The organism is Rhodoferax sp. EU05-FHT12H12 (assembly GCF_058791215.1).
On record NZ_JBYTDI010000002.1, the window covers coordinates 115215 to 141393 of the forward strand.

General features: G+C 62.8%; 27 protein-coding genes. 11 read left to right on the forward strand and 16 right to left on the reverse strand.

Translation table 11 applies throughout. From position 1 onward, the window contains the following. The first annotated feature begins 25 nt into the window (after window positions 1-25). Window positions 26-850, forward strand: coding sequence for a 2,5-didehydrogluconate reductase DkgB (gene dkgB / locus AC3WS7_RS05330; RefSeq protein ID WP_492655638.1), 825 nt, complete (start codon window positions 26-28; stop codon window positions 848-850). Window positions 851-857: 7 nt separating this feature from the next. On the opposite strand, the gene AC3WS7_RS05335 is transcribed toward dkgB, so the two are convergent. Continuing rightward, entirely contained in the window at window positions 858-1562 is a 705-nt protein-coding gene (locus AC3WS7_RS05335; RefSeq protein ID WP_296465170.1) for a Crp/Fnr family transcriptional regulator, read from the reverse strand. A gap of 120 nt (window positions 1563-1682) precedes the next feature. Between AC3WS7_RS05335 and AC3WS7_RS05340 the strand changes: the two genes are divergently transcribed. From AC3WS7_RS05340 to rarD, 3 genes are read left to right on the forward strand one after another with little or no spacing between them, the layout of a single operon-like run. Further along, window positions 1683-2204 (forward strand): Mpo1 family 2-hydroxy fatty acid dioxygenase, encoded by a 522-nt coding sequence (locus AC3WS7_RS05340; protein WP_492655639.1) that lies wholly within the window; start codon window positions 1683-1685, stop codon window positions 2202-2204. Then, window positions 2201-3064 carry a bile acid:sodium symporter family protein gene (locus tag AC3WS7_RS05345; RefSeq protein WP_296465166.1) on the forward strand — a complete coding sequence of 288 codons (864 nt, stop codon included), beginning with the start codon at window positions 2201-2203 and terminating at the stop codon, window positions 3062-3064. Before AC3WS7_RS05340 ends, AC3WS7_RS05345 begins: the two co-directional genes overlap by 4 nt. A 59-nt stretch (window positions 3065-3123) precedes the next feature. Continuing rightward, complete coding sequence (gene rarD / locus AC3WS7_RS05350; protein ID WP_296465163.1) at window positions 3124-3993, forward strand: EamA family transporter RarD; 870 nt, start codon at window positions 3124-3126, stop codon at window positions 3991-3993. A 62-nt stretch (window positions 3994-4055) separates the two neighbouring features. Here rarD and AC3WS7_RS05355 read toward each other — a convergent pair whose 3' ends face one another. The 8 genes from AC3WS7_RS05355 to AC3WS7_RS05390 form a co-directional block, all read right to left on the reverse strand. After that, window positions 4056-5588, reverse strand: coding sequence for a PglL family O-oligosaccharyltransferase (locus tag AC3WS7_RS05355; RefSeq protein ID WP_492655640.1), 1533 nt, complete (start codon window positions 5586-5588; stop codon window positions 4056-4058). Next, entirely contained in the window at window positions 5585-6457 is an 873-nt protein-coding gene (locus AC3WS7_RS05360; protein WP_492655641.1) for a hypothetical protein, read from the reverse strand. Before AC3WS7_RS05360 ends, AC3WS7_RS05355 begins: the two co-directional genes overlap by 4 nt. Before the next feature lie 18 nt (window positions 6458-6475). Then, on the reverse strand, window positions 6476-8104 hold the full coding sequence (locus AC3WS7_RS05365) for a GNAT family N-acetyltransferase (protein ID WP_492655642.1): 1629 nt from the start codon (window positions 8102-8104) through the stop codon (window positions 6476-6478). Beyond that, window positions 8101-8508: a 5-carboxymethyl-2-hydroxymuconate Delta-isomerase gene (locus AC3WS7_RS05370; protein ID WP_492655643.1), complete on the reverse strand. Its 408-nt coding sequence runs from the start codon at window positions 8506-8508 to the stop codon at window positions 8101-8103. Before AC3WS7_RS05370 ends, AC3WS7_RS05365 begins: the two co-directional genes overlap by 4 nt. A gap of 102 nt (window positions 8509-8610) precedes the next feature. Beyond that, window positions 8611-9411 carry a PA4780 family RIO1-like protein kinase gene (locus AC3WS7_RS05375; protein WP_492656161.1) on the reverse strand — a complete coding sequence of 267 codons (801 nt, stop codon included), beginning with the start codon at window positions 9409-9411 and terminating at the stop codon, window positions 8611-8613. An 80-nt stretch (window positions 9412-9491) separates the two neighbouring features. After that, window positions 9492-9743 carry a hypothetical protein gene (locus tag AC3WS7_RS05380; RefSeq protein ID WP_296465148.1) on the reverse strand — a complete coding sequence of 84 codons (252 nt, stop codon included), beginning with the start codon at window positions 9741-9743 and terminating at the stop codon, window positions 9492-9494. Window positions 9744-9803: 60 nt separating this feature from the next. Next, a complete protein-coding gene (locus AC3WS7_RS05385; protein ID WP_296465146.1) occupies window positions 9804-10157 on the reverse strand; it encodes a GFA family protein in 354 nt (117 codons plus the stop codon). Between the two features lie 12 nt (window positions 10158-10169). After that, a complete protein-coding gene (locus tag AC3WS7_RS05390; protein ID WP_296465143.1) occupies window positions 10170-10580 on the reverse strand; it encodes a VOC family protein in 411 nt (136 codons plus the stop codon). Window positions 10581-10680: 100 nt separating this feature from the next. Here AC3WS7_RS05390 and AC3WS7_RS05395 point away from each other — a divergent pair, with 100 nt between their 5' ends. The 3 genes from AC3WS7_RS05395 (at window position 10681) to alkB (ending at window position 13026) form a co-directional block, all read left to right on the forward strand. After that, window positions 10681-11325: a TetR/AcrR family transcriptional regulator gene (locus tag AC3WS7_RS05395; RefSeq protein WP_492655644.1), complete on the forward strand. Its 645-nt coding sequence runs from the start codon at window positions 10681-10683 to the stop codon at window positions 11323-11325. A gap of 137 nt (window positions 11326-11462) precedes the next feature. Beyond that, window positions 11463-12302 carry a pirin family protein gene (locus AC3WS7_RS05400; protein WP_492655645.1) on the forward strand — a complete coding sequence of 280 codons (840 nt, stop codon included), beginning with the start codon at window positions 11463-11465 and terminating at the stop codon, window positions 12300-12302. Between the two features lie 73 nt (window positions 12303-12375). Next, window positions 12376-13026 carry a DNA oxidative demethylase AlkB gene (gene alkB / locus AC3WS7_RS05405; protein WP_492655646.1) on the forward strand — a complete coding sequence of 217 codons (651 nt, stop codon included), beginning with the start codon at window positions 12376-12378 and terminating at the stop codon, window positions 13024-13026. A 93-nt stretch (window positions 13027-13119) separates the two neighbouring features. On the opposite strand, the gene AC3WS7_RS05410 is transcribed toward alkB, so the two are convergent. Then, window positions 13120-13923 (reverse strand): tRNA-uridine aminocarboxypropyltransferase, encoded by an 804-nt coding sequence (locus tag AC3WS7_RS05410; RefSeq protein WP_492655647.1) that lies wholly within the window; start codon window positions 13921-13923, stop codon window positions 13120-13122. 50 nt (window positions 13924-13973) lie between these two features. Beyond that, window positions 13974-14561 (reverse strand): DUF1439 domain-containing protein, encoded by a 588-nt coding sequence (locus tag AC3WS7_RS05415; protein WP_492655648.1) that lies wholly within the window; start codon window positions 14559-14561, stop codon window positions 13974-13976. Between the two features lie 102 nt (window positions 14562-14663). On the opposite strand from AC3WS7_RS05415, the gene AC3WS7_RS05420 reads away from it, so the two are divergent. Next, on the forward strand, window positions 14664-15353 hold the full coding sequence (locus AC3WS7_RS05420) for a dienelactone hydrolase family protein (RefSeq protein WP_492655649.1): 690 nt from the start codon (window positions 14664-14666) through the stop codon (window positions 15351-15353). A 67-nt stretch (window positions 15354-15420) separates the two neighbouring features. Here the strand turns inward: AC3WS7_RS05420 and AC3WS7_RS05425 are convergent, their stop codons facing one another. Then, window positions 15421-15801 (reverse strand): VOC family protein, encoded by a 381-nt coding sequence (locus AC3WS7_RS05425; protein ID WP_296465125.1) that lies wholly within the window; start codon window positions 15799-15801, stop codon window positions 15421-15423. A 107-nt stretch (window positions 15802-15908) separates the two neighbouring features. Between AC3WS7_RS05425 and AC3WS7_RS05430 the strand changes: the two genes are divergently transcribed. Together AC3WS7_RS05430 and AC3WS7_RS05435 are read left to right on the forward strand one after the other, a co-directional pair. After that, entirely contained in the window at window positions 15909-16376 is a 468-nt protein-coding gene (locus AC3WS7_RS05430; protein WP_492655650.1) for a CreA family protein, read from the forward strand. A gap of 60 nt (window positions 16377-16436) precedes the next feature. Beyond that, window positions 16437-17003, forward strand: a complete 567-nt coding sequence (locus AC3WS7_RS05435; RefSeq protein ID WP_492655651.1) for a YdeI/OmpD-associated family protein — start codon at window positions 16437-16439, stop codon at window positions 17001-17003. A 23-nt stretch (window positions 17004-17026) separates the two neighbouring features. On the opposite strand, the gene AC3WS7_RS05440 is transcribed toward AC3WS7_RS05435, so the two are convergent. From AC3WS7_RS05440 to AC3WS7_RS05455, 4 genes are all read right to left on the reverse strand, one after another. Continuing rightward, window positions 17027-18439, reverse strand: coding sequence for a DUF2130 domain-containing protein (locus AC3WS7_RS05440; protein WP_492655652.1), 1413 nt, complete (start codon window positions 18437-18439; stop codon window positions 17027-17029). A gap of 584 nt (window positions 18440-19023) precedes the next feature. Continuing rightward, window positions 19024-20985 carry an antiviral reverse transcriptase Drt3b gene (drt3b, locus tag AC3WS7_RS05445; protein WP_296465104.1) on the reverse strand — a complete coding sequence of 654 codons (1962 nt, stop codon included), beginning with the start codon at window positions 20983-20985 and terminating at the stop codon, window positions 19024-19026. Between the two features lie 11 nt (window positions 20986-20996). Beyond that, complete coding sequence (drt3a, locus tag AC3WS7_RS05450) at window positions 20997-22265, reverse strand: antiviral reverse transcriptase Drt3a (RefSeq protein ID WP_296465102.1); 1269 nt, start codon at window positions 22263-22265, stop codon at window positions 20997-20999. A gap of 54 nt (window positions 22266-22319) precedes the next feature. Continuing rightward, window positions 22320-24161, reverse strand: coding sequence for a DEAD/DEAH box helicase (locus AC3WS7_RS05455; RefSeq protein WP_492655653.1), 1842 nt, complete (start codon window positions 24159-24161; stop codon window positions 22320-22322). Between the two features lie 156 nt (window positions 24162-24317). Here AC3WS7_RS05455 and AC3WS7_RS05460 point away from each other — a divergent pair, with 156 nt between their 5' ends. Further along, complete coding sequence (locus AC3WS7_RS05460) at window positions 24318-26162, forward strand: diguanylate cyclase domain-containing protein (RefSeq protein ID WP_492655654.1); 1845 nt, start codon at window positions 24318-24320, stop codon at window positions 26160-26162. Window positions 26163-26179 lie beyond the last annotated feature (17 nt).

The following is a 26179-nucleotide window of genomic DNA, read 5'->3' on the forward strand; positions in this document are numbered from 1 at the left end:
TCCCCTGTCTGAAAGAAAGCTCTCCATGACCGCAATCCCTTCTGCCTCTCCCATCCCGGCCTTCGGCCTGGGCACCTTCCGCCTGCAAGGCCAGGTGGTGATCGACTCCGTGCGCAACGCGCTGGAGTTGGGTTACCGCCTTATCGACACCGCGCAGATCTACGGCAACGAAGCCGCGGTCGGCCAGGCCATTGCCGACAGCGGTGTGCCGCGCAGCGAACTGTTCCTCACCACCAAGATCTGGACCGAACACCTGGCCGGCGACCGTGTGATCCCCAGCCTGCGCGAGAGCCTGGCGCGCCTGCGCACCGGGCAGGTGGACCTCACGCTGATCCACTGGCCCTCGCCGGGCGGCGCGGTGCCGCTGGCCGAGACACTGGAGGCGCTGCTGCAAGCCAAGGCACAAGGCCTCACGCGCCACATCGGCGTCTCCAACTTCAACACCGCGCTCCTGCAAGAGGCCATCACGGCGGTCGGCGCCGCGCAGATCGCCACCCACCAGATCGAGCTCAGCCCCTATCTGCAAAACCGCACGGTGGTGGCGTTTGCGCAGCGCCACGGCATTCCCACCACGTCCTACATGACACTGGCCTACGGCAAGGTGTTGCAAGACCCGGTGTTGGTGCAAATTGCGCACGACCATGGCGCCACCACCGCCCAGGTGGCGTTGGCCTGGGCCATGCAGCTCGGCTACGCGGTGATCCCTTCATCGACCCAGCGCGCCCATTTGGCAAGCAACCTGCAAGCGCAGCAACTGCGGCTGAGCGATGCCGAGATGGCCGCCATCGCCGCCCTGGACCGTGGGGATCGGTTGGTCAACCCCGAGGGACTGGCACCGCGCTGGGACTAGGCCCTGGTTACTGGCACAGCGCACGCAGTGCCGGCAAGTCCAGAATCTCCAGCTCGCCGCGCTGGATGCGCACGATGTGTTGCGCCTTGAGGGCATTGAGGATCTGGTTGGTCGTCTGGCGCGAGACACCAATCATCAGCGCCAGCTCTTCTTGGGTGATGGCCAGCACGCGCCGGGAGCTGCCGTCTTCGGTGCGCTGGCCGTAGCCCTGGGCCATGCCCACCAGGCGGCGCGCCAGGCGCAAGGGCGCACTCAGCACGGTCTGCTCTTCCATGCTCACAAAGGCCATGCGCAGCTTGTCGGCCATCAGCACAGCCAGATCGCGCCAGTGCTGGGGGTGGGCCTGCAGCCAGGCCAGCAACTCCTCATGCGGCACCTGCAGCACCGTGCTGGGCTCGGCCGCGTGGGCGTGGTGGGTGCGTGCCGAACCGTCGAACACCGAAATCTCCCCGAACCACTGCGGCGGTGTCAGCACCACCAGCAGCGCCTCACGTGCATCGTTGCGCTGCCCACTCTGGCCCGAGATGCGGATGGCGCCGCTCACCAGCGCATACAGCCCGCAGGGTGCACTGTCGCGCAGAAACAGGGCGTCGCCGGTTTGCAAGGTGCGCACCTTGGCCATCTGCAGCAGGGCCTGCGCAAACGCGGCGGGCAGTTGGGCAAACCAGCGGCCTGAGTGCAGCACGGGCAAATAGCGGGACGGGTCGGGCATGGCGGGGGGCCTAGTGGTTTGTACGGATGACGCGCCATGTGTCGGCTACCCGACAGACGCAAGCCCGAGGCTAAGCCCATGATTGCGCTTCGTCAATCCAGAAGCATGCAGGAGACCGCCATGAAAACCCTGACCGACCACCTCACGCAGTACGCGGCCTACCACCAGGACAGCCGCAACGTCGCCACCCACTTTGTGGGCATCCCCATGATTGTGCTGGCCGTCACCATTTTGTTGTCGCGCCCGCAGTGGCAGATGGGTGCGCTGCTGCTCAGCCCCGCCGTGTTGGTGGCGCTGGGCTCCGCCTGGTTCTACGCACGGCTGGATGCGCGCTTTGGCATCGCCATGGCCATGCTGCTAGCCGCCTCGCTGGCCGCCAGCCAGTGGTTTGCGGCCCAAAGCACCAGCGTCTGGCTGGGCTGGGGCATCGGCCTGTTTGTGCTGGGCTGGGCGATCCAGTTTTTGGGCCACTACTACGAAGGCAAAAAGCCCGCGTTTGTGGACGATTTGGTGGGCTTGCTGGTGGGCCCGCTGTTCCTGGTGGCCGAGACCGCCTTCCACTTCAACATGCGCACCGACGTGCGTGACGAAATCCGCCGCCGCCTGGGCTCCGTGCCGGCCCCCGCCGGTGTGGCGGCATGAGCTTTACTGCGGCGCTGCCCGCGCTGTTGCTGATCGCGCTGGCCCTGGTCATGTTTGGCCTGGGCCTGTCCCTCTCGCTGGGTGACTTCGGCCGTCTGCGCGAGAACCCCAAGGCCGTGGCCCTGGCCCTGGCCATCCAGATGTTTTTGTTGCCCGGTGTGGCCTACCTGCTCATCGTGGTCATGCGCGTGGAGCCGGTGTATGCCGTGGGTCTGATGCTGCTGGCGGCCTCGCCCGGTGGGGTGTCGGCCAACCTGTTCAGCCATTTGTTTGGCGGCAATGTGGCCATGAACATCTCGCTCACCGCCATCAACACCGTGCTCTCCATCATCAGCCTGCCGCTGATTGCCAACTGGGCGATTGCCACCTTTGTGCAGACCGGCCAGGTGGTGCCGCTGCAGTTTGGCAAGGTGTTCGAGGTGGTGGGGGTGATCCTGGTGCCCGTGGCCATTGGCATGGTGGTCAGCCGCCAGCGTCCGGCCTTTGCCCAGCGCATGGGCCAGCCCATGAAGGCCTTCAGCGCCCTGGTGCTGGCCACCTTCTCCATCATCGCCATCGCCAAGGAATGGACGGCGCTGACCGAATCTTTCAGCAGCCTGGGGCCGGTGGTGCTGGCCTTCAACCTGCTGAGCTTGTTCTCGGGCTACTACCTGGCCCGCTGGGCCGGGCTCGACAAGGCCGTGGCCACCGCCGTGAGTTTCGAGATCGGCATCCACAACTCCACCCTGGCGATCTATGTGGCGCTGTCGGTCCTGGCCAACTTCCAGCTCGCCTTGCCGGCGGCCATTTACTCGGTCAGCATGTACCTCACCGCCACGGCATTTGGTTTCCTGGTGCTGCGCCGCAAAACCCCGGCCTGAGCCCGCGCCGCGTGGGGCGGGTAAGCTCTTGGCTTCCCCGTTCCACCCATCCTCTCTCCATGCACGCTGGCGTTCTGTACGCGGCCCTGGCCTACACGGCCTGGGGCCTGTTCCCCATTTTTTTCAAGCAGCTGGCCTCGGTCAACGCTTTCGAGGTGGTGATGCACCGCACCGTCTGGTCGCTGGTGTTTTTGCTCGGTGTGTTGGCGGTGCGCAAGCACTGGGCCTGGCTGGGCACGGCGCTGCGCTCGCCGCGTGTGCTGGGCGCCTTTGTGCTCTCGGCCGCGCTGCTGGCCGTCAACTGGTGCACCTATGTGTGGGCCGTGCAAAACGGCCATGTGCTGGACGCCAGCCTGGGCTACTTCATCCTGCCGCTGGTCAATGTGGCGCTGGGGTTTGTGTTTTTGCACGAGCGCCCGCGCCGTGGCCAGTGGCTGGCCGTGGCGGTGGCCGCAGCCGGTGTGTTGTGGCTCACGGTGCAGGCCGGGCGCTTGCCCTGGGTGGCGCTGGTGCTGGCCATCACCTTTGGTTTTTACGGCCTGCTGCGCAAGGTGGGTACCCTGGGCGCGCTGGAAGGCCTGACGCTGGAAACCCTGGTGCTCAGTCCCGTGGCCGCGGGCTGCCTGCTGTGGTGGGGCTGGCAGGGGCAGGGTGCACTGGTGCAGGCAGACACCGCCACCATCGGCTGGCTGTTGCTGGGCGGGCCGCTCACCGCCATTCCGCTGCTGCTGTTTGCGGCGGGCGCGCGGCGCGTCAGCATGTCCACCATGGGCATCCTGCAGTACATCTCGCCCACGCTGCAGCTGCTCATCGGGGTGTGGCTGTACGGCGAGGCGTTTGAACCCGTGCGTGCCCTGGGCTTTGGGCTGATCTGGGCGGCGCTGGGGGTCTACAGCCTGGAGGGCTGGTGGAACAGCCGCCGCACTTGAGTATCAAAATGGCCTCTAGGGTCCGTGGATATTGCGCGAACAGCTACTGAATTAATAGCAAACTAAGGTGCGTCTGCGGGTGGCTGCCCGTACACGGCCTGCCATTGGCGGCGGATGTGTTCGGTGGTCGCCGTCTCCTGCCCCAGCAGGCGTGCGCTTTCCAGCAGCGCGCCAATCACCCGGGGTTCGGGCGAGTAGTGCAGCGCCTGCAGGGCGTCGGCATACAGCGCCGCAGCATTGTCGGGGGTGGGGCTGGTGGTGGTCACGCGGGCAAAGCGCACCATGTCGCGGAACAGCCAGGAGGTTTCAGCCTTGGTCAGGGTGTCCTCGCGGTAGGCCTGCGCCCGGTGCGTGGGTGGCATAAACAGCTGGCCCACGCGCCAGTAGTCCCAGCCCACATAGGCCACCGCAGCCAGCAAGCCGGTGGCGACCAGCAGGCTCAGCGGCAGCTGGGCCGTTTTTCGGGGCGCCGCGGGTGCGCCGCGCCGGGTGCGCCACAGCAGCCACAGGCACAACAACGTGGCCATTTGGAACGGCCCGTACCACAGCGGGTACTCCAGCAGGCTGTGCAGCACCACGGTGGCCAGGCCCGCCCAGGCCATCTGCCGCGCGGGGTTGGTGTCGCGCCAGGGCGTGGCCCACAGCACCGCTGCCAGCGCGCCGCCACACAGCAACAGCGCAGCCGGCACACCCAGCTCCACCGCCAGGTGCAGCGGCAGGTTGTGGGCGTTGTCCAGCAACTCGCAAAAACGTTCGCCCTGGTAGGGCGTGATGAAGTGCGCAAACTTGAGCTCACCCCAGCCCCAGCCCAGCCAGGGTTGGTGGGCAATCAGCTCCAGCACATTGCTCCACAAAATGGTGCGGCTGCCGCAGCCGGAGCTCTCCTGAAACCGTTGCAGCGCCCCTGTGCCGACTTGCCCGGTCGTGGTCTCCAGGCCCCGCGGCAGCGCCCAGGCCGCCAGCAAATACAGGGCCACTGCCAGCAGGGTCCAGCCCCGCATGCTGCGCCGCCCATGGCGTCCCCATATCCAAGCCAGCACCAACAGGCCCAGCCATTGCAGCACGCCTGTGCGCGAGCTGCTGGCGGCGTTGCCCAGCGCCAGCACGGCAATGGCCAGCACCACACCCAGCCAGCGCAGGGCTCGGTGTCGGGATGCCTGGTGCGGGTGCTCGGCGGCCAGGTACAGCAGGGCCACCAGCCCCAGGGACGTGAGCGATGCAAACTGGTTGCGCTGGCGTAAGTTGGCATAGGCCTGCCCCGGTGTGGAGGCGCTGATCCAGCCGTGAAACACCAGCCCCTCGGCACCAAAGTACTGCAACACGCCGGCGCACGCACTTAGCAGCGCGGCCAGCAGCCAGCCCCATGCCAAGGTATGGGCCAGCGTGCGGGCACTGACACGTGGCCCATACCCCACCCAGGCCACCAGCAGCACCGCACCACAGCCCACCGACAGCAGGCGCTGCACCATCTCGGGGTTGGGGCCCCAGGTCACCGGGCTGAGCCAGGGCGCCGCCATGGCCAACACGGTCACGGCGGTCCACAGGGCCAAGCCCTGCGCCCGCAGGGCGGGTGTGGAGTAAAGCCGCACTGTCACGGGGCCCAGCAGTTCTGCTCGGTGCGCACGTCGTTGTGCACCCAGTACTCATTGCCACCGGTGAGCGTGAACACGCCACCCAGACCGCCCGCCTGGGCCACGCGGTACCCCGCGCCCAGCGCCTGCGCACAGGCCGCATCAGCCGCGCTGCGGGTGTCGAATTGGCTGCCGCGCACATCGTCGGGCGTGGCACGCACATCCTGGTAGCTACTGCTGCCTTCGGTCACCTGCCTGGCGCAGGCCAGCGGGCGTGGGGTCACACAGCTTTGTGGCTGCACACACTGAAAGCCGCAGTGATTCAGGTCTTTGGCCACCGCAGGAACCACCACCACGCTCCCCGTGGGTGTGCCCGCAGGCAACGCCGTGCCGGACGCCGAGTGCACCGCTGGCAGCGTGGCCAGCACCTGGGCATTCGCGGCGAGTTGGGCGGCCACATCGGTCGTCACCTTCAGCACTTCGCCCCGGCAAAAACGCCCCACCTGCACGGGCGAAGTGTCACTCACACAATCGTAAAAAATGCCGGTGGCACTGCGCACAACCGGCACATACCGCAGCTGCACCACGCGCCCGTCCACCTTGGCGTCCAGCGTCACCAGCACGGTGCTGTCGGCTTGCAGTGCCCAGCTTTTCACGCCGCTTTGAGGTGGCACCGCGGGCAGCTCCAGATCCCCATGGGCCGCGGGTTGCCCTTGCTTGAGGTAGTGCGCTTGCAAGGGCCGCATCAGCGCAGCGGCATCACTGCCGGCCCAGGCCTCGTAGCGCTCCAGGGCGATACGCGCCGTCTCGCTCCCCAGGCGCGACCAACTGTAAAAAATCAGCAGTGGCAATGCCACCGCCAACAGCAAACCCCAAGCGCGCAAACGAGACATGGTGCCTGCTTTCTTCTGTTATTCGAGATGCTGCGCGAGGTGTTCACACAGCAGCGCCAGCCCCGCCTGGCTGACTTCGCCCATCAGGCAAATCTGCAGCCAGTTGCGCTGCAGCAGGTAGCCGCTGGCGTAGCTGCATTCCAGCCCCGCGTCCAAGAGGGCATCCCCCAGCGCCTGCGACGAAACTCCATCTGGCAGCGCCAAGGTAAACACCCCCGGCGAACGTGCTGCGCCCTGCACCACCAGGTGCACACCCAGCCGCTGCAAGCGCGGCTCCAGCCAGTCACCCCACAAGGCGCGGGCTGCCGCACGTGGCGCTTGCGGGCGCCGCAAGGCGCTGGCCAGGGCCTCCAGCAGCAGCGATGAGCCGCTGTAGGGCTGCCCCTGCTTGCGGGCATAGCTGTGCAGGTCCAGGTAGGCGGGCAGGGGGCGGTGTGGCGCCGGTGTTGGCGGCTCCAGCAGCGCCGGGTTGTAGAACACCAGCGCCAGCCCGGTCAGTGCGCCCAGGCCTTTGCCGCTGACGGCGCTGGCCATGCGTGCCCGGCTCCAGTCGCAGGGCAGCACCCCCAGTGCGCTGATGCCGTCAACGTGTGTGAGCACCTGCCGCGCATCACACACCGCTTGTATTGCCTCCACCGGGTTCACCTGCCCGGTGGAGGTTTCGCAGTGCACACACCACAGCCAGCGGATGTCCGGGTCGTCGTGCAGGCGCTGCGCAATGGCATCGGGCTGGATGGCCTGGCCCCAGGGTAGCTGGTGCGCCACATGGGGTATGCCAAAGCCCTGCGCGTGTGCCAGCAGCCGCTCCCCAAACTCGCCGTTCGACACGATCAGGCCCTTGCTTCCGAGCCGGGCAATGTGTGCGGCCACCACATCGTTGGCCAGCGTGCCCGTGCCCACCAGCACCTCCACGGCCTGGGTCTGGGCCAGGGCGCGCAGCCGTTCTTTGGTCGCGTCCAGCAGCGTGGCATACCGCGCGCTGCGGTGTGAGTACACGGGGTGGCGCAATGCCGCCTCCACCTCCGGGTGCAGGGCCACCGGGCCGGGCAAAAAGCAATGGCGGGCACCCGCGGGCGCTGCCTCCATGGCGGCCCGCACAGGAAGCGTGCGCAGATTGCGGTTGGCCGTCTCCCGCGTCATGTACATCGGCTGGTAACGCGCCCCTTCGCTGCCTACCGGCTCGGCAAAAGGCTCAAAGCCCAGCTTGGTGTACAGGGGAATGTTCTCCAGACGCCCCGATATCAGTGCGCGGTCAAAGCCCTGCGCCACGCAGTGCGCAAACAGGGCCCGGAACAACTCGCGCAGCACCCGGCTGTGCCGGTGGCTGGGTTCAATGGCCAGCAGCCGTATCTCGCACAGCGACTCACCCGGCAGCACATGGGCATCCAGGTCCGGCAGCTTGGCATCCAGCGAAAAAGGGCGCTGGTTGCGCAAGGCCAGCATGCCCACAATGGCCTCGCCGTCCTTGGCAATGAAGTAGGTGTTCTCCCGGTGGAACTTGTCCACCAGCGCACGATCGGGGTTGCTCTGGTGCTGGGGAATTTCTTCCACAAAGGTGGCGTAGTTCAGCCGTGCAATCCGGTCAAATTCGTCCCCGGTGTCCGCAATCTTGAGCTGCAGCCCGCGTTCGCGCATCTGGCGACTCACAGCGCCTTGTTGAACAGCGGGTGCAGCGTGCTGTGTTTGCCGTCAAACACCTCATGCCCTTCGTCGATCTGCAGCGTGATGCCCAGCGGCTTCTGCGCCAGCAGCGTGGCAAAGTGCGCGCCCACGGCGGCGGTCAGTGCGTCGCCCATCTGCTTCTGCAGTGCCGCGCTGCGCCCGCGCGCAATGCGCAGGTTCAGGTACACAAAGCCGTAGTCGCCCTTGCCATCGGCCACCGCGCTGTGCGCTGCCGGGTAGGCCAGCACACGCACGCCGCCGGTGGGAAACACCTGTTTGCCAGCCTCGTCGCGCTGCGCCAGCATGGTGTCAGCCATGGTGCGGCACAGGGCGGACATGTCGGTCTCGCGGTCCAGGTTGGCGGTGTACAGAATGACCAGGTGGGGCATGGCAGGTTTCCTTGGGGGGAGCTCGGTTTATACAAGAAACAGGCCGCTAGCCCACGTTCTGTATGCGCAAGAAGCTATTGTATTAATAGCAATTCGCGCCGTTCAAGCCGCCGTAGCCATGCGCAATCGTCGCGCAGCATCTTCGGCCCGTGCATCGTCAATCTCGCGCAGCACGCCCTCCATGTCCACATCGGCGTTGGCACGTTCGTAGTGACCGGTCAGCACGGTCTCGTTGCTCAGCAGGCCGCCTTGGTACAGGCTCCAGATTTCGGGGCCAAAGTCGGTCGTGAGCAACGCGGGCGCAAACTGGCCAAAGAAGTCGCGCAGGTTGGCCACGTCGCGCATCAGCATGCGCTGGGCGTGGTTGTTGCCCGCAGCGTCCACCGCTTGCGGCAGGTCGATGATCACCGGGAAGTCCTCGCCGTCGGTCGCACCCGAATGGGCCAGCAGGATGTTGAACTCCGACAAGTCCCCATGCACCACGCCCGCACACAGCATGCGCACCACCTCGGCCACCAGCGTGGCGTGGTGTTGCAGCGCCTGCTCCGGCGTGAAGGCCACATCGTTCAGGCGCGGGGCCGCGTCGCCGTTTGCATCGGTCACCAGCTCCATCAGCAGCACACCGTCGTGAAAATTGATCGGCTGGGGCACACGCACGCCGGCTGCGGCCAGGCGGTACAGCGCATCCACCTCGGCGCTTTGCCACGCGGCTTCCTGCTCTTGCCGGCCAAACTTGCTGCCCTTGGCCATGGCACGGGCCGAGCGCGAGTTCTTCACCTTGCGGTTCTCGGTGTAATCCACCGCCTGGCGAAAGCTGCGGTGCGTGGCCTCTTTGTAGATCTTGGCGCACAGCGTCTGTTCGCCCGCTCGCACCACAAACACCATGGCCTCTTTGCCGCTCATGAGCTGGCGTACCACGGTGTCGATCAGGCCCTCTTCCACGAGGGACTGCAGTCTGGGGGAGCTTTCATGGCCTGCCGTGCTTAGCGGCGTGGCAGTGACCAACCGGCCTTCTGGTTGTTTTTGTTGTTTTCGTAGTCCCAGATCGAGCCGCAGCGGTCGCAGCGGTAGCGGGTCACGGTGACGACCTGGCCGCCGCGCTCCTCTTTGCGGTTTTCGCCCTGCACCAGTTCGGCGTGGCCGGGGGCGCGGCGCCAGTTGCGCTGGATACCGCGGCAGGGTTCGCACAGGGCGGCTTCGCGGGCTTCGGCTTCGGCTTTGTATCTATCGGTCATGGGGGAGAGTCTTTGGCAGCGCCGTCGGTTGTGTAGGTACCGATTGTCGCTGCCCGCGACTCAGAGTGCGCGTCCGTTGTGGTGGTGGACCGCAATGTCGTAGATATCCACCCCCTCCAGGCAGCGGATGTTCACCGCCGCCATAGCCGCGCCGTCCGGCCCCACGCCTTCGCCAAACGGGTGCATGCCGCAGGTCGGGCAAAAGTGGTGGCGGATCACGTGTTTGTGGAAGGTGTAGCTGCGCAGGTTCTCCGTGGGCGTCAGCAGCCGCAGCTGCGCGCGTGGCACAAACCACATCAGCGTGCCCTTGCGCTGGCAGATGGAGCAGTTGCAGTCGACGGCGCCCGTCAGTTCGCCCTCCACTTCAAACGCGATCTGCCCGCAGTGGCAGCTTCCCTGGTAGGTCTGGTTCATTCCGGGTTCCTTTCAGGGTGCGATCACCATCCAGCCCACGCCAAAGCGGTCTTCCAGCATGCCAAACGCCGGGGACCAAAAGGTGGCACCCAGCGGCATGGTCACCTTGCCGCCCGGCTGCAGCGCGGCAAAACGCTGCGCCGCCTCTTCGGGGTTGGCCACGCTGAGCGACAGGCAAAAGCCCTTGAAGCTGGGCTGCATGTCGCTGTTGCCGTCCGACACCATCAGCGCCAGCTCGCCAATGCGCAGGTTGGCGTGCATCACCTTGTGCTCAAACCCCGCCGGAATGGCGCCGGGCGGCGGCGGGTCCGGGGCGTCGTTCATGCGCATCAGAAACGTCACCTCCGCGCCCAGCGCCTCTTGGTAGAAGGCAATGGCCTCGTCACAGCGGCCGTTAAAGAACAGGTATGGCTCAACTTTCATGGGGACCTCCTTGGTGGACAGCAGGGCGACGGTGTCACTTGTGTACACCGTCCACAAAGAATAGCAAACATAATGGACGCTGTCCACATTCGATCGCCACATGCCTGCCGCCACACCACCTCCCGCCCGTGAAACCTACCGCCACGGCGACTTGCGCCGTGCCCTGCTCGAAGCCGGTATTGCGCTGGCCCGGGCGGGCGGCCCGGCCGCGGTCACGCTGCGCGAAACCACCCGCCGCGTGGGCGTGGCCCCCAACGCGGCCTACCGCCACTTCGCCAGCCAGCAAGACCTGTTGCTGGGCGTGCGCGCCAGCGCCTTGTCGGGGGTGGCGCGCTCCATGGAGGCGGCGCTGGCGGCCGTGCCCCCCGGTCTGTCACCTGCCGACCACGCCCGCGCCAGCGTGCGCGCCGTGGGCACCGGCTACCTGCGCTATGCCAAGGCCGAGCCGGGCCTGTTCCGCACCGCCTTTGCGCTGTCCGAAAAACTGCTCCAGGCCACCCCCGAGTGGCCCACCACCGGCGACAGCGGCCGCAACCCCCACGAGCTGCTGTGTGACGCGCTGGACCTGCTGGTGCAGGCCGGTGCCATGCCCGCGGCCCGCCGCCCCGGCGCCGAAGTGCTGGCCTGGTCTGCCGTGCACGGCCTGGCCATGCTGGTGATCGACGGCCCCCTGGCCACACCCGTGGGCCCGCACTACGAGATGTTTGGCCAGCGCCTGCTCAGCATGGTGGAGCAAGGGCTGTAGCCGTTCCCTGGTGCCCGATTCACCCCAAAAATGGGACAGTGAAAGCCAAGCCCCGGCCCTGGCAAAGTGCCCGCCCGCCCTTACCCTTGGTACATCGGCTCGCATACGGCGGCCCCCTCTGCATCAGGAGTTCCCGCATGCAAACCCTCGCACCTACCCGTTCCATCGTTCACCACACCCGCGGCAGCAGCCACGGCCCCATCACGCGCCTGGTCAGCCCCGGCGACCTGGGCGAAGTGCTCAAGCCCTTTATCTTTCTGGACCGCTTTGAAGTGGCCGCGGGCAGCCCACCACCACGCTTTGGCATGCACCCGCACTCGGGCATTGCCACGCTCACCTACCTGATCAGCGGCCAGACCGCTTACGAAGACACCACCGGTGAATACGGCGCCCGCGGCGTGCTGCCCCATGGCGGCGTGGAATGGATGATGGCTGGCGGCGGTGTGTGGCACACCGGCACGCTGGACAACCACGCCCGCGTGCTGGGCTTCCAGCTCTGGGTGGCCATGCCGCCCGAACTCGAATTGGCCGAGGCGCACAGCCTCTACCTTGGCCCCCAGGACGTGCCGCAGGCGGGCCCGGCCCGCGTGCTGCTGGGCAGCTATGGCGGGCAGAGCAGCCCGATTCCCGCGCCGTCCGACATGGCCTACCTGGGCGTGCACCTGCAGGCCGGCGAGACCTGGCGTTTTGAGCCGCCCGCCGGCCACACCGTGGCCTGGGCTGCCGTGGGCGAAGGCGTGCTGACCGCGCCCGCCGCACTGCGCACCGGTGACCTGGCCGTGTTTGAGGACGCCGGTGGCGCGATTGAATTTGAGGCGCAGACCGACACCGCCTTCGTGCTTGGCTCGGGCGTACCGCACCCACACGCGCTGTTCACCGGGCCTTACTCCGTGCACACCAGCGAGGCAGCGCTGCACCGCGGCCAGGCCGGTATCCGCGAGCGCGCGCAGCTGCTGCGCCAGCAGGGTCGGTTGTAAGGCCGGTGGGCGCTGGTGTGGGTGGTAATGCTGTGTAAAAATACAGTATCACCAGCCTGCCCCTGCCCGCCCCGTGGACCTGTTTGACGACCTGCCCCTAGCCTCTGAGGACCTGCGCACCGCCATCGCGCCCGGTGCCGTGCTGCTGCGCGGCTTGGGCCGGGCGGACGATGCGCAGATGCTGGCCGCGGCGGAGTCTGTCATTGCCCAGCTGCCGCTGCGCCACCTGCAAACGCCGGGTGGGCACACCATGTCCATCCAGACCACCCGCTGCGGCAGCATGGGCTGGGTGTCCGAGCCCGGCGGCTACCGCTACGCCCCGTGCAACCCCGGCACGCGCCAGCCCTGGCCCGACATCCCGCCCTGTCTGCACGACTTTGCGGTGCGCGCCGCTGCGCAGGCGGGCTACCCCGACTTTGTGCCCGACTCCTGCCTCATCAACCAGTACCTGCCCGGCAACAAACTCGGCCTGCACCAGGACCGCGACGAACGCGACCTGCGCGCGCCCGTGGTGTCGCTCTCGCTGGGCCTGCCCGCCACGTTTTTGTTTGGCGGCTTGCAGCGCAGCGGCCAAACCCAGCGTTACCGCTTGGCCCATGGCGATGTGGTGGTGTGGGGCGGCCCGACGCGCCTGGCCTTCCACGGGGTGCTGCCCGTGGCCGATGGCCACCACCCGCTGGTGGGGCGGCGGCGCATCAACCTCACCTTTCGCAAGGTGGGCTGAGGCCCCAAATTTCAAGCCAAATAGGCCTCTAGCCCGCATGGGATATGCGCGAGAAGCTCCTGAATCAGGAGCGTTTGTGGGGTGGGTGCGTGTTCAGCGCGGCCGGCCCAGCGCCTGCAGCCGCGCATGCGCCTCGCTGTCCCACAGCGGCGGCAGCTGGTGCTTGGCACGCAGGTAGTGCAGGCTGAACACATCGAGCCACGCCTCCAGCGCCTGCGCGGCCCGGGTTTCTCCGGCCAGCTCCAGGCACAGGGCGCCCACTTCGCTGGTGCAAAAGTGGTCGTCGCGGCGGCTGCGGCGCAGGCGGTAGCGCGAGATCTGCTCGGGCTGCAGGCTCAGCACCGGAAAGCGGTCCAGGTAGGGGCTCTTGCGGAACATCTTGCGCGCCTCGGGCCAGGTGGCGTCCAGCAGGATGAAGAGTGGCCGCTTGCGGGATGGCCCCCACGCTCCGCCGCTGCGCGGGTCGCTGCCCTCCGCGGGGGCGGTGTCGGGCAACAGCGTATGCACCACCCGCCCCTCGGCCACAAACTCACCGGGAAACACCACATACGGCTGCCACTGCGGGTCGGCCAGCAGCGTCAGCAGGGCCGGGTCCACCTCGGTGCGGGTCCAGCCAAAGGCCCAGGTGTCGGCCACCACATCGGCAATCAGCCAGCCGGTGTTGCTGGGCTTCAGGGGCTCGATGTCCGCCATCAGCAGGCACACCCCGGCTTGGGTGGGCAGGTCCGGGCGCAGTGCGCAAATGCAGTGGCTGGGGTGGATGCGGCAGTGGGGGCAGCGCTCCCCCTTCATGCCGCCGCGGGCGAGAAAAGGCTTGCTGCTGCGCGCCAGCCGCTCCGCGCGCAGGCGGGCCACGGCATGGGGTGTGACGCCGCTGGCGATGTCAATGGTGTTCATGAATGTGTGTCTTGTGCCGTGGCTTCTGCCCCAGCGGAGGGTGCAGCAGCTTACGACAAAGGCTTGGGCACAAACCCGATCGTCAGCCCTTCGGGGGTGACGGTGATGCTGCCCGGCTGCATGCCCAAGCCATCGGGCAGGGCCAGGTCTTGCGGGCGCATGCGGTGCAGCACCACTTCCAGAAGCGCACCTTCGGCCAGGGCTGGCGCATAGGTATTGAGCAGCGCCACCACGCCAGGCTGCAGCGTAGGGAACTGCAGGCGCTTCAGGCGCAACTGGTGCGCGCGCACCGTGCGGTCGGTGGGCTCGTAGCGCAGTGCAAATTCCACGTCCAGCGTGCCCTGGTGGCTGCGGTTGAGTGCGGGGCCGTCGGCCTCTACCGCCATCTCGGCGCCCAGCCGGTTGAGCGCAGGCAGCAGGCGCAGGGTGGGCAGCTGCACATCCAGATTCAGCAGCCCCGGCACCGGGTAACGCAGCGGAAAACGCTGGCCCACCGCCGCCTGCAGCGCCGCGGCAGACACCTTGTACTGCGGCAGACCGGTGGGCGCGTCGTCTGCCTCCGGTTCGGAAGCCTGCGCCCCTGCCAGCCGGGTGAGCGGCAGGCACAGGGCAAAGGTGAGAAGGGGGCGGCGGCGCATGCGGGTGAGGTGAGGGGGCGGCCCCATCGAAGCGCATGGTACGCCAAGCCCCGCGTCTTGTGCCCACAATACTGGGCAACACCAACCACTGAGGAGCACACCATGGGAAGCATCGTCACTTTCAACCGCCCGGATGGCAAAGCCGTGCAGGGCTACCTGGCCGAGCCTGCTGCCGCCAACGCGCCTGCCATCGTCGTCATCCAGGAGTGGTGGGGCTTGAATGGGCAGATCAAGGGCGTGGCCGACCGCCTGGCCGCTGCCGGCTACCAGGCCCTGGTGCCCGACCTGTACCGCGGCAAAGCCACGGTGGAAGAGGAAGAAGCCCACCACCTCATGACCGGCCTGGACTTTGGCGACGCTGCGGGGCAGGACATCCGTGGTGCCGTGCAATTTTTGAAAGGCCGCGCACCCAAGGTCGGCCTCACCGGCTACTGCATGGGCGGCGCCCTGACCCTGCTGGCCTCCACCCTGGCGACCGAGCTGGACGCCGCCGTGGTCTGGTACGGCTGCCCGCCGCTGGACTACATCGACGCCAGCAAAATCAAGATCCCCCTGCAAGGCCACTGGGCCACACAAGACCAGTTCTTCAACATTGAAACGGTGGACGGGCTGGAAGCCAAGCTCACGGCCGCTGGCGTGCAGTATGAGTTTCACCGCTACCTGGCCCACCACGCCTTTGCGAACGAAACCGCCGTAGGCCCCGGCCGCATCGCCGCCACGCAGTACGACCCCGTGTGGGCCCAGCAAGCGTGGGACCGGGTGCTGCGCTTCTTTGGCAAACATTTGGGCTAAATGTGCCGCTAGTGCCCATGGAATATGCGCTAGCAGCTATCAAAAGCGGAGCAAATACGCGGCGCATTTACCCCATGGGCGTGCACAGCTCCACCAAAAAGCCGTTGATGTCGGCCACATAGGCCATCGTCTGGCCCCAGGGCATCACCTCCAGCGGGCGCATGGGTGTGGCCCCGGCGGCCACGGCGCGCTCCAGCGCGGCGGCTACATCGGGCGTGCACAGCGCAATCTCAAAGCAGGGCGCGGTGGGGCTGGCGGCCTGCGGATTCTTGCCCAGCTCTTGCATCAGCCGGTGGGCAGAAAACGCCAGCGCCGTGCTGCCGGTTTCCAGCTCGCCGTAGTCGCCGCTTTCATGCAGAAAGCGCGTGGCAAGCCCAAAGGCCGCCTCGTAAAACTTGAGCGTGGCGGGCACGTCTGGCACGTAGAGGATGGTGTAGCCGAGTTGCATGGCAAGGTTCCCTTTGGTTTGTCATACCCGCACGATACGCTGCGGGCCCCGTAGGTGCATGGGCCCACAATGCAGCACCCGCCCCATTTTTACCAAGAGAGTTTGTCATGAAGAAACCATTTGCCGCGCTGCTGCTCTGCAGCCTTGCGCTGGCCGCCAGCGCCGAGACGGTTGGCAGTGTCAGCACCACCTTCAAACTGCTGAGTCCCAACGACAAAGTGGTGGTCGACGTGTTTGACGACCCGGCCGTGAACGGCGTGGCCTGCTACCTGTCGCACGCCAAAACCGGCGGTTACGCCGGTGCGCTGGGTTTGGCAGAAGACACATCCGACGCCGCCGTGGCCTGCCGCCAGGTCGGCCCCATCAGCTTCAAAGAGAAGATCGACAAGCAAGACGAAGTCTTCAAGGCCAGCGCCTCCTTCCTGTTCAAACACGTGCGCGTGGTGCGCATGGTGGACGTGAAGCGCAACACCCTGGTCTATCTGGTGTACTCCGACAAGATCATCGACGGCAGCCCCAAGAACAGCGTGACGGCAGTGCCCGTGCCCGCGGAGCTGCCGATTCCGGTGAAGTGAGTTTTATAAGCAGAATGGGGCTGTAGCGCCCGTGGAATATGCGCGAGCAGCTATCAATACATGAGCGATAAAGCGCACCAAACGTTCGAGTCACCCGCGCAGCTGCACGCCTGGCTGCAGGCCAACCACGCCAGCGAGACAGAGCTGTGGGTGCGCATCTACAAGAAGGGCACCGGCCTGCCCAGCGTGACGTGGGACGACTGCGTGGTGGCCGCTATTCGCTGGGGCTGGATCGACGGGCAGCGCAAGTCCTTGGACGACACCGCGTTCTTGCAACGCCTGACGCCACGCCGCGCACGATCCAACTGGTCGCAAAAGAACGTGCAGCATGCCGAGCAGCTGATCGCGCAAGGCCACATGCAGGCCGCTGGCCTGGCGCAGGTAGAGGCCGCGCGCAGCGACGGGCGCTGGGCCGCCGCCTACGCCGGCAGCGCCACCATGGAGATACCCGAAGACTTTTTGGCGGCGCTGCAACAAGACCCCGCGGCCCACGCGTTCTACGCGACCCTGAAGCGGCAGCAGCTGTTCACCATCTACTACCGACTCACCAGCGCCAAGCGGGCGGAGACGCGGGAGAAACGCATGGTGGAGATACTGGCGAAGTTGGGGCGGGGCGAGAGTCTCTAGCTGCGGGCGGGGCCTACTCTGCCTCAGTCAGCGCTAGGCCCCTGCAACTCCGCAAACTTGGCCGCCATCGTGGGGTTGCCGCGTGTGAGCTTCTTGATCGTCAGATCGTCGGCCTTGTCATTGGCTAGGCGCAGGTTGTTGGCGGACTTGTGCAGCGCTTCCTTGGTTTTCTCCAGGTCCTTGATCGCTTCGTCGATGCGCTTGATGGCTTCCTCAAAGCCCTCAGAGGCCAGGCGCCAGTTGCGCCCAAACGCGGTCTTGAATTCGTCGAGCTGCGTCTCGAACTTGGTGATGTCCACGTTCTGCGAACGCACCAGCGCCAGCTCGGACTTGTACTTCATTGAGTTCAACGCGGCATTGCGCAAGAGCGTGATCAGCGGCACAAAGAACTGCGGCCGCACCACATACATCTTCGGGTAGCGGTGCGACACATCGACGATGCCGCTGTTGTACAGCTCGCTCTCCGGCTCCAGCAGCGACACCAGCACCGCATACTCGCACGCCTTCTCGGTGCGGTCCTTGTCCAGCTCTTTCAGGAAGTCTTCATTCCGCTTCTTGGTGGCCGTCTCGTCGCTTTCGTTCTTCATCTCAAACATGATGGAAACGATCTCGACTCCGGACTCGTCCATGTCGCGAAAAATGTAGTCGCCCTTGCTGCCGGTGCGGGCGTCGTTGTCTTTCTCAAAATGCGCGCGCTGAAAGGCCGCCGCACGGATGCGGTTGAACTCAATCTCGCAGTGCTGCTCCAGCGTCTCGCCCACCATCTTGGTCGATAGCCGAGCCTTCATGTCGCGCAGGCGCTCGATCTCGCCCTCGCGGTCGCGCAGCTGCAAGGCGTATTGCTCCTTGATGGCTTTCTCTTCCAGCTGGTTTTTGACGGTGATGAGGCTGAGGTCATTCCTCAACGCATCACGCTCTTGGGCGACCACGCCCACGGCCTCGTTCACTGCCAACTGGCGCGCCACGTCGCTGGCTTGCAGCTTGGCGTGCAGCGCCTGAATCTCGGCGTCCTTTTTGGCGGCTTCGGCTTGCAGCGCATTTGTCAGCTTGGCCTCGGCCAACTGGGCGGCCGCTTGCTGCGCGCTGCGGGCCCTCTCCAATTCGTTCTTCAGCTCGTTGGCCAGCGCATCGCGCTCTTTGCTTACCGTGCCCAATGCTTCCGCCACCGCAAGCTTGCGCGCCACCTCGCCCGCGTCGAGCTGGGCTTTGAGTGCCTGAATCTCGGTGTCTTTGGCAGCCGCAGTCTTTTGCAGCGCACTGGTCACATCGGCCTTGGCCAGGGCAATCGCGTCGCGCTTTTCCCGCTCGGCCAGCTCCAGGCGTTCATGCAACTGTTGCTCAAACGCGCCATCGCGCACCTGCTTGAGGATGTCGGCATACCCCGCCTCGTCGATCTTGAAGGCTTTGCTGCAGTGGGGGCAGATGATTTCATGCATGGGGAGTGGGCGCTCTTTTTTTGGGTTGGGCTGTTAGCAGCTTGAGCATACTGTCCTAGGTCACGAGAGCCGTGTGCAACAACAGAATTGCACGCGACACCCGAGAAGGGTTCTACAAGGTACTGGGTGAAAGAGGCAGCCAAAGCTAAGCGACCGCTGTCAAAGCCGTGTCCGCTGGTATTGCAGTTCAACTTGGGGCGCAGTCAGCGCAGCGGCGAGTACCAAAATTCCGCTGTACACCGCGCTAAATAAGCACGAGATGCTATGAAATACGTAGCGTCGAATCGCGTGGCGAGATGCTACACACGAGAATTTTGAGCAAATACACGCTGAAGCCAATGGCCCACCCTTTGCAAAGCGGATATGTAAAGGGGTGAAGGATAGAAAACCCACTGAGTGTGTGGATGCCCGCAAGAATCCGAAAACTCAAACAGTCACCGCTCAAATATCTCTTGCTCAATTCATCATTGCTGACTCAAAAAGCACTCGGATATCGAAAAGACCTTTGTTACGAGGTCCAGTTGCCGCCACTAGTTGCCCAGCAGCTGAAGAGGGGTTAACTATCCTTCAGAAAAAAGTATACGTTAGTAGGCGCGTTTAAGTTCTTTCTTTTCCAAAGAATTGAGTAAGTCCACGTCTGCCCAGTCCACTTGCGAGCGCTTCAGGTTGAGCGCTGTAACAAATGCCGACGTAGCCGCAGTCCCCGGTACGGGCTTGTTCAGAGCCTTAAAAACACCCTTCATCCAAATCGTCTTTTGTTGATCGGATACGAATGGACAAAAAAGAAGATCTAGAAGCATATGTGCTTTTTCACTGTTATGAAAGACATCAGCTAGATTGATGAGCTTTAGTCGAACTGCCTTAAGAAGAGTCTTTTTCAAAGATGCATAACGTTGCTCGTCGCGTATGTAAAAAAGGCAAGAAATGATTGTGAAGTATGTGAGCTTTTCATTGATGAACATCCTTTCGACGACATCAAGAGGCAGCAAATACTGAGGGCCAAGCTCTCTGGTCGCGAGGACGACGTTCAAATATTCAAGACGAACAAAGCCATCAACGCCTTCGGCGTAGCTAACTCCGCATTGATCAATCAGCATTGCTGCAAGGAGATCATAGATTCGCTGCGCAACCGTCTCGCTGTGGTGCTGCAGGTATCGCTTGCTAAACCGAATCAAAAGAATAATTGAAGTGCTCAGTTTATAAGATGCACTTACAGAAGGGGATACGCTGTAAAGGAAAAACAGCACATCGAGCAGTACCTCGATGGCGGCTAAGTATTTGATTTGTTCTTCAGGTGGAATTTCCTCTATTCCATTAGTAACGAGCTTTTTGACTCGCTCGGTTACTACAGATATCAAAAATGATGAAACGTCATCGTAGTTGGCTGCAGAGGAGGAGCAAAGTGACTTAATTGAATCTATATAACTTTTAGTCAAACTCCATTGAGAAAACACCTCCTTGGGGACAAGAGATTGACGATTTTCGGAGTTGAGAAACTTCTCGAAGAAAGTATTGGCTTGGTGACCAGCTTCAAAAATTAATCGAGACTTTAAAGTCAGAAATGGTCTCAATATGACATGTGATTTCGAAGTATTCGCATGCAGATTAAAACTAGTCAAGGCATCAGCATAAGCAGCATAGACTTTGCGGCCAACCTTCTCCTCCCTGGTAAAAATAAACACATCGTCAACATATCTACGGAACGTGTAGTCGACCCCAAACACTTCATCAAGATCGGATAGGCATTGGATGGTCCGACGGTCAATCTCCTGAAAAACCATCTCCGCAAAGATCCGACTGGTCTCTGGCCCGATTGGAATTCCGTTTGTTTCGTTATGATTTCCATGACGAACAACCTCATCAAACTCTTGTGCAAACGTGGAGCTAACTTGAACGTTCGCTTTAGTGAATGATTTGTCTTTGATGGCCCACGACAAGCTATGCGTGTAGATACTGTCAAAACACTTTGAAACATCCAATGTGGTCAACACTGAGAATTGTTTTTCTAAGGAGAAGTAGTCTCGTGAATTGAAAAATTTGTAAAGTCGGTCGTAGCCTCTATAGGCAAAGTACGAGGGCGTGTGCTTTACATATTTGTCCAATGCAGTCGTTGCAACAGAGCCATTCTTATATTGGTTAATGTTCTCCCAAGAGCTTTTGCTGTAGAAGCTGCCAGCAACACGACTTGGTGAGCGAATCGACGCTGGACTAATAGAGCAATAGTGCAGCATCAACTGCTCATACTTTTCATAGAAACGCCTCAATTGCCACTGTGAAGATGGATGGAGCAATGCCAGACGACGAAACTCTTTGGAGTCTTTTTTGACCTTATATAAATAGGGTTCTGTTGAGTGGACTGGCTTTGGTAGCTCCGTTCCGAATACCAACGCGCTGACTACAACTCTCAAGCACTCATCAGTGGTTTCGATTGAGCTGATCAAGTCATACAAACCGTCATTCGAAAAAATAATTGGGGTTTCGAATGGCAGGGTATCTGTAATTAGTACGCGGTTGTAATCTTTGCGTTTGATTAGATTTGTCTTCATGATTCTTATTTTTAGTTCACCCAGCAGCGCTGAATCTCGGAGATCCGAGTCGAGTGAAAGTGAGCGAAAACTTTATGTGCATGACCTCTGACAAAACTATAGGTAAGGAGTTGTTTTCTTTTGCTGGCACTTAGCGAAGTTGCACTGCTCGAGAACGTTCGGCCAGTTCTGGAAAGAATCGCATTTCTCAAAAACCGATCAAGTTCATGTAGTGCAGCGGCGGCGTCAGTCAGAAGTGGGTAACTATGAAAAATACCAGCCAGCTTTTTGTCGCCAGCTTTGGGGTTATGAACGCTGAAGTTTTGGGTCAAAAAAGCAATACGGTCGTGCAACAGCTCCCAATCGCCATTACGACTGAAGTCTAGAAATGATCTAACAATTCTGGTCTTGAGTTTTTTAACTTTGCTCAGCCCAATGTCCACAATCACATTGCGATGCTGATCACCGGCAGACACATTATTTCTTTGCTTAATCGGCTCGCTCACGATAAATCTATAGCCCAAATATTCAAATTCAAATAGTGAAACTTTGGGGTCGGTGGGCTTCGTCGGCTTAACACGGCCCTCTGCCTCGACTATTTGCCGTTTGTTGGGATTGAGTTCGAGCCCTTCTGGCAATGAATGCTTAACTTGCGTAATGAAGCGCTCTGCTTTTTCGCGAGTGGACGTAATGATCACGATGTCATCTACATAGCGAGAGTAATAAAAGGTCTCTTGATTTGAATGAATCGTTTTATCAAAATCTCGCATGAGGAGATTCGAAAGTATTGCGCTCAACGAAAGTCCCCTCGGAACGCCAGATCCACCCATGGCGGCGTGAGAGTTCAAGAGTGTCTCAATTAGGCTTTTACTTTGCGGACTGAGATGTCGTAATTGGTGGAGCGTTCTGATCACCTCAGATTTTTGGAAAGACTCATAAAAACTCCGCACGTCAAGCCTGTAAACCCGATAAGGCACTCCTTCGCTTAGAAGCAGGGCGAGATTTCTAACAATTTGGGATCGTCCTTCGGCAGAAGAGCTCGCAAAGCGTCTTAAATTTTGGGTGAGTTTTCGAGCAACTAACTCGTCCTCTAGTTTGGGTAGTTGATATACGCTTTTGTTAAAGAGCGGGAATGTTGCTAAAGGAGGACTTGGTGAATTGAAATTGCTTAATGCAGATACAAGTGCTTTATCTAAAAGTTCTTCGCGGAAGGCGTCTCTGGTTGCAACAGGCACGTGGTTGAAATCGCGCTTCTGGATGACGCGCGCCAGCGTCTTCTTACTGAATGATTGGTCGTACATGTTCAATGCCTTTTCCTATATCTGCGAAACAAACAAGCCGCCATCAAGTTCACGTTACGCTCGAAAGCCTAGATTGATTGGCGCTGCAATCGCAGCCCCAAACCCACCATTCCCACTTGTGGTTAGCACAAGCCTCTGCGTCGCCCGAGTCGCCGCCACATAAAACACCCGCGCCGCGTCCTTCTCATCCTCCCCCGCCGCAGGCATGTGCCCCACGCCGGGTAGCGCCACCACGGGGAATTCAAGGCCTTTGCTGACCTTCATGGTCATGACCTGAATGGCGTCTGCGCCAGGTTGGTAGTCGCCACTCTTTTTGCGCACGCTGTGCGGCAGCTTGCGTTGGGCCAATGCTTCGGCGCACAGGTCCATGGTTTTCCAGTCTGCGCACAGCACCGCCATGTCGCTCCAGGCAAAGCCTTCTTTGTGGGCGCTGGCCAGGTGGTCGGCAATGGCAAAAGCTTCGTCGCGCAGGGTGGGCAGCTTGATGACGATGGGCGCCTCGCCTTCACGCCCGCAGCTGATGGGTTTGAGCAGCGGGATGCCGTCGTCGTCTTTGTCATCCGCCGTCAGCAGGTCGGCTGCCACCAGGCTGGCGGTGTGCAATATCTGCCGCGTGTTGCGGTAGTTGATTTTGAGGATGGTGGTGCGCCCCTGCGCCTGGATGCCCACGCGCTTGAAGCTGAACTGTTTGCTGCGCGCGCGCTCGTAAATGCTTTGCGCGTCGTCGTACAGCACCAGCAGGCTGTTGGTGGTGGGGTCCACCATTTGCGTCACCAGCTTGAGCCACTCGGGCGCGAAGTCGTGGCCTTCGTCGATCATCACCGCTTGGTATTGCCCGCCGGGGATCTGGCTGCGCTCCACCGCGCGGATGACACGGTCCACCAGCTCTTCGGCATACCGCTGGCTGCTGGACTGCGCAGGCAGCTCTTGCCCGTAGGCCACCAGCTGGTCGCGGCACCATTTATGAAAGTGCCGCACATGCACGCGGTCGCTCAACCCTTTGGCGTCCATCACGCTGGCCAGCTTCACGCCCAGCGGCTCGTTAAAGCAGAGGATGAGGATGGGTTTGCTGGCGGGCGTGCTCGCCTTGGCCAGATACTCGGCGCGGTAGCCCAGGATCATGGTCTTGCCCGAGCCCGCCACGCCGTGGATGACGCGGTGCCCGTCGCCCAGGCTGCGGGCCAGTTGCTCTTGTTGCAGGTCCATCACGCGCATGAGGTCGGGCAGCTGGGCGTCGGCGTCGTTGTCGTCAAACAGGTCGCCGGTGGTTTGCACGCGCACTTGGGGGAACATGATCCAGCGCACGCGGTCCAGCTGCGGCAGGGTGATGGCGCCGCCAAAGCGGTGCGGAAACATGTTCCACAGCCGCTGTTGAAATTCCTCGGGGTCGGCGTGCTCCAGCATTTCGTCCTGGCAGATGACGTAGTTGGCGTCTATGGTTTCGCTGAGGCCCGAGGCTTCAAACTCGCCCCGCGTGATGCGCGTGAACACCACGCCGTGGCCCCACGGAAACGCCAGCTTGCCCTGGTGCGGGCCACTGGCTTGCACCAGCGGAGCGTCGCGCTCCAGCGCGTTCACCACCTGGATGGCGCAGTGGCGGGCTTGTGCCAGTGGGTTTTTGACGGCCTTGGTCTGGCCGTTGTTGTCCAGTATTTCCCAGTACTGCCGGGTGGCCTTCTGCACGGTTTGCAGCCGCCAGTCTTTGGTCTCCAGCACCAGCAGGCCGTGGCGTGGATGCAGCACCACAAAGTCGGGGTGGGTTTGTTTGGGGCCTATGGGCACGTTGTGCCAGAGCAGGTAGTCGGCATCGAGCTTTTGCTCCAGCCGTTCGGCCAGCCGTCGTTCGCCCGTGGAGTCAAACGCAGACGTGCCTATAGAAGGAATGAGAGTCGCCATTCAGAAATTTCCACCCTGGAGATTTGTATCGTTATGTAAGCATCATGCCCAAGCGGGCCCGGTTTGCCAAGCGCGGGGCGCCGAATTGGGGCAAAACAGAAAGCGCGTAAGCTCTTGGCCCAAAGGCTAAAAACAATGAATTCGGGAGTAACGGCGGTGAAGTGTTTTCTTTGGCTTGCAAATTGGCTTGCGCGTGTAGCGCTGGTGCTCTTGTGGCCGCTGGCTGGGGCGGCCCTCGCCATGCCGGTGGCGCTGCCGGGTCACGGCGCACAAGACGCCACAGCGCACCTGGAGCTGCTGGAGGATCCGAGCGCCAAGCTCACCCTGGCCCAGGCGCAGCAGGCTTTTGTGGATGGCAAGTTCACCAGCACGGCCGACAGCAAAGATGCCTTGGCGCTGGGGTTTACGCGCTCTGCATTTTGGTTGCGCCTCGAGCTTTCCAACACCGCGCCCGAGGCGGTGCACCAGTTGCTGGATGTGGTGAATGCGCGTATTTCGTATGTGACGCTGTACGCCCCCGGCCCCGATGGCAGCTATGTGGAAACCGCCACTGGTAGCGACATGCCGTTTGCCACCCGCGCGCTCGAGAACCGCAACTTTGTGTTTCCGCTGCAGGTGCCGGCCCGGGGCACGCTCACTTTGTACCTGCGGGTGCAGTCCACCATTGGCCTGATCGTGCCGGCGCGGCTGTGGGCCCAGTCCGACTTTGGGCACTACGAGCGCCACGACTACATGGTGCAGGCCATGTACTTTGGGGTGGCGCTGGCCATGGCCTTGTTCAACCTCATGCTGTTTGTGGCGCTGCGCGATCGGGCCTACGGTTTGTATGTGTGTTTTGTGGTGTTCTCGGTGCTGGCGCTGGGGCAGAAGACGGGCATGGCGTCCGAATTTTTGTGGCCGCAACACCTGACCTGGGCCAACCCCAACTACTACATGGCCACCTCGTGGGGGCTGCTGTGTTTCATGGCGTTCATGCGCAGCATGCTGGGCACGGCCCAGCACCTGCCGCGGGTCGACCTGGGTTTGCGGGCGGGCATGTGGCTGCATGGGCTCATGCCGGTGCTGTACTGGACCATGGTGCAGTCGGTGGCGCGCTTCACCATCTGGATGTACGTGGTTTCATGCCTGCTGCTGCTGGGTGTGGTGGCCTGGTGCATGGTCATGCGCATGCGTGCGGCGTACTTTTTTGGGGGCGCGTTTGCGGTGCTGATGGCGGGCTCGCTGGTGACGCTGCTGCGGGCGCTGGGCATCTTGCCCACCAATGTGCTCACGGTGGACGGACTGCAGGCGGGCTCTACCCTGGAGATGCTGTTGCTCGCCTTTGCGCTGGCCGACCGCTTCAACCAAATGCGCCGCGAAAAGCTCAAGGCCCAGAGCGACCTGGTGCTGGCCAAGCAGAAGCTGGTGGAGACGCTGCAAGCCTCGGAGCGCGAGCTGGCCCAGCGGGTGGACGACCGCACGCGCGAACTGCAGGCGGTGAACGAAAAGCTGGAGGCACTCAGCATGGTGGATGGCCTGACCGGCATTGCCAACCGCCGCCAGTTTGACCAGGAGCTGCGCAAGGCCTGGGCGCGCCTGGAGCGCCTGGGCCAGCCGCTGGCGCTGGTGATGCTGGATGTGGACATGTTCAAGCGCTACAACGACCACTACGGCCACCAGGCGGGCGACGAGTGCCTGCGCAAAGTGGCGCGGGCCATGGCCAGCGTGGGCCGCACCACCGATGTGCTGGCCCGCTACGGCGGCGAGGAGTTTGTGATGGTGGCCCCGGCATCCGACGGGCCCAGCGCCCTGCTGCTGGCGCAGCGCGCCTGCCAGGCCGTGCTGGCGCTGGGGGCAACGCATGCCCAGTCGCCCTTTGGCGTGGTGACGGTGAGCTGTGGCGCCGCCAGCGTGGTGCCCGGCGTTGGCGTCACGCCCCAAGACCTGCTGCGCCAGGCCGACGCCGCCCTCTACCAGGCCAAGGCCCAGGGGCGCAACCAGGCGGTGTTGGCGGGTTCTTGAGCAAAATATGCCTCTAG

Bases quoted from the DNA above. Each gene is read 5' to 3' on its own strand.
- dkgB (WP_492655638.1), top strand. From the start codon at position 26: ATGACCGCAATCCCTTCTGCCTCTCCCATCCCGGCCTTCGGCCTGGGC.
- AC3WS7_RS05335 (WP_296465170.1), bottom strand. From the start codon at position 1,562: ATGCCCGACCCGTCCCGCTATTTGCCCGTGCTGCACTCAGGCCGCTGG.
- AC3WS7_RS05340 (WP_492655639.1), top strand. From the start codon at position 1,683: ATGAAAACCCTGACCGACCACCTCACGCAGTACGCGGCCTACCACCAG.
- AC3WS7_RS05345 (WP_296465166.1), top strand. From the start codon at position 2,201: ATGAGCTTTACTGCGGCGCTGCCCGCGCTGTTGCTGATCGCGCTGGCC.
- rarD (WP_296465163.1), top strand. From the start codon at position 3,124: ATGCACGCTGGCGTTCTGTACGCGGCCCTGGCCTACACGGCCTGGGGC.
- AC3WS7_RS05360 (WP_492655641.1), bottom strand. From the start codon at position 6,457: ATGTCTCGTTTGCGCGCTTGGGGTTTGCTGTTGGCGGTGGCATTGCCA.
- AC3WS7_RS05370 (WP_492655643.1), bottom strand. From the start codon at position 8,508: ATGCCCCACCTGGTCATTCTGTACACCGCCAACCTGGACCGCGAGACC.
- AC3WS7_RS05375 (WP_492656161.1), bottom strand. From the start codon at position 9,411: ATGAGCGGCAAAGAGGCCATGGTGTTTGTGGTGCGAGCGGGCGAACAG.
- AC3WS7_RS05380 (WP_296465148.1), bottom strand. From the start codon at position 9,743: ATGACCGATAGATACAAAGCCGAAGCCGAAGCCCGCGAAGCCGCCCTG.
- AC3WS7_RS05385 (WP_296465146.1), bottom strand. From the start codon at position 10,157: ATGAACCAGACCTACCAGGGAAGCTGCCACTGCGGGCAGATCGCGTTT.
- AC3WS7_RS05390 (WP_296465143.1), bottom strand. From the start codon at position 10,580: ATGAAAGTTGAGCCATACCTGTTCTTTAACGGCCGCTGTGACGAGGCC.
- AC3WS7_RS05395 (WP_492655644.1), top strand. From the start codon at position 10,681: ATGCCTGCCGCCACACCACCTCCCGCCCGTGAAACCTACCGCCACGGC.
- AC3WS7_RS05400 (WP_492655645.1), top strand. From the start codon at position 11,463: ATGCAAACCCTCGCACCTACCCGTTCCATCGTTCACCACACCCGCGGC.
- AC3WS7_RS05410 (WP_492655647.1), bottom strand. From the start codon at position 13,923: ATGAACACCATTGACATCGCCAGCGGCGTCACACCCCATGCCGTGGCC.
- AC3WS7_RS05415 (WP_492655648.1), bottom strand. From the start codon at position 14,561: ATGCGCCGCCGCCCCCTTCTCACCTTTGCCCTGTGCCTGCCGCTCACC.
- AC3WS7_RS05420 (WP_492655649.1), top strand. From the start codon at position 14,664: ATGGGAAGCATCGTCACTTTCAACCGCCCGGATGGCAAAGCCGTGCAG.
- AC3WS7_RS05425 (WP_296465125.1), bottom strand. From the start codon at position 15,801: ATGCAACTCGGCTACACCATCCTCTACGTGCCAGACGTGCCCGCCACG.
- AC3WS7_RS05430 (WP_492655650.1), top strand. From the start codon at position 15,909: ATGAAGAAACCATTTGCCGCGCTGCTGCTCTGCAGCCTTGCGCTGGCC.
- AC3WS7_RS05435 (WP_492655651.1), top strand. From the start codon at position 16,437: ATGAGCGATAAAGCGCACCAAACGTTCGAGTCACCCGCGCAGCTGCAC.
- AC3WS7_RS05440 (WP_492655652.1), bottom strand. From the start codon at position 18,439: ATGCATGAAATCATCTGCCCCCACTGCAGCAAAGCCTTCAAGATCGAC.
- drt3b (WP_296465104.1), bottom strand. From the start codon at position 20,985: ATGAAGACAAATCTAATCAAACGCAAAGATTACAACCGCGTACTAATT.
- drt3a (WP_296465102.1), bottom strand. From the start codon at position 22,265: ATGTACGACCAATCATTCAGTAAGAAGACGCTGGCGCGCGTCATCCAG.
- AC3WS7_RS05455 (WP_492655653.1), bottom strand. From the start codon at position 24,161: ATGGCGACTCTCATTCCTTCTATAGGCACGTCTGCGTTTGACTCCACG.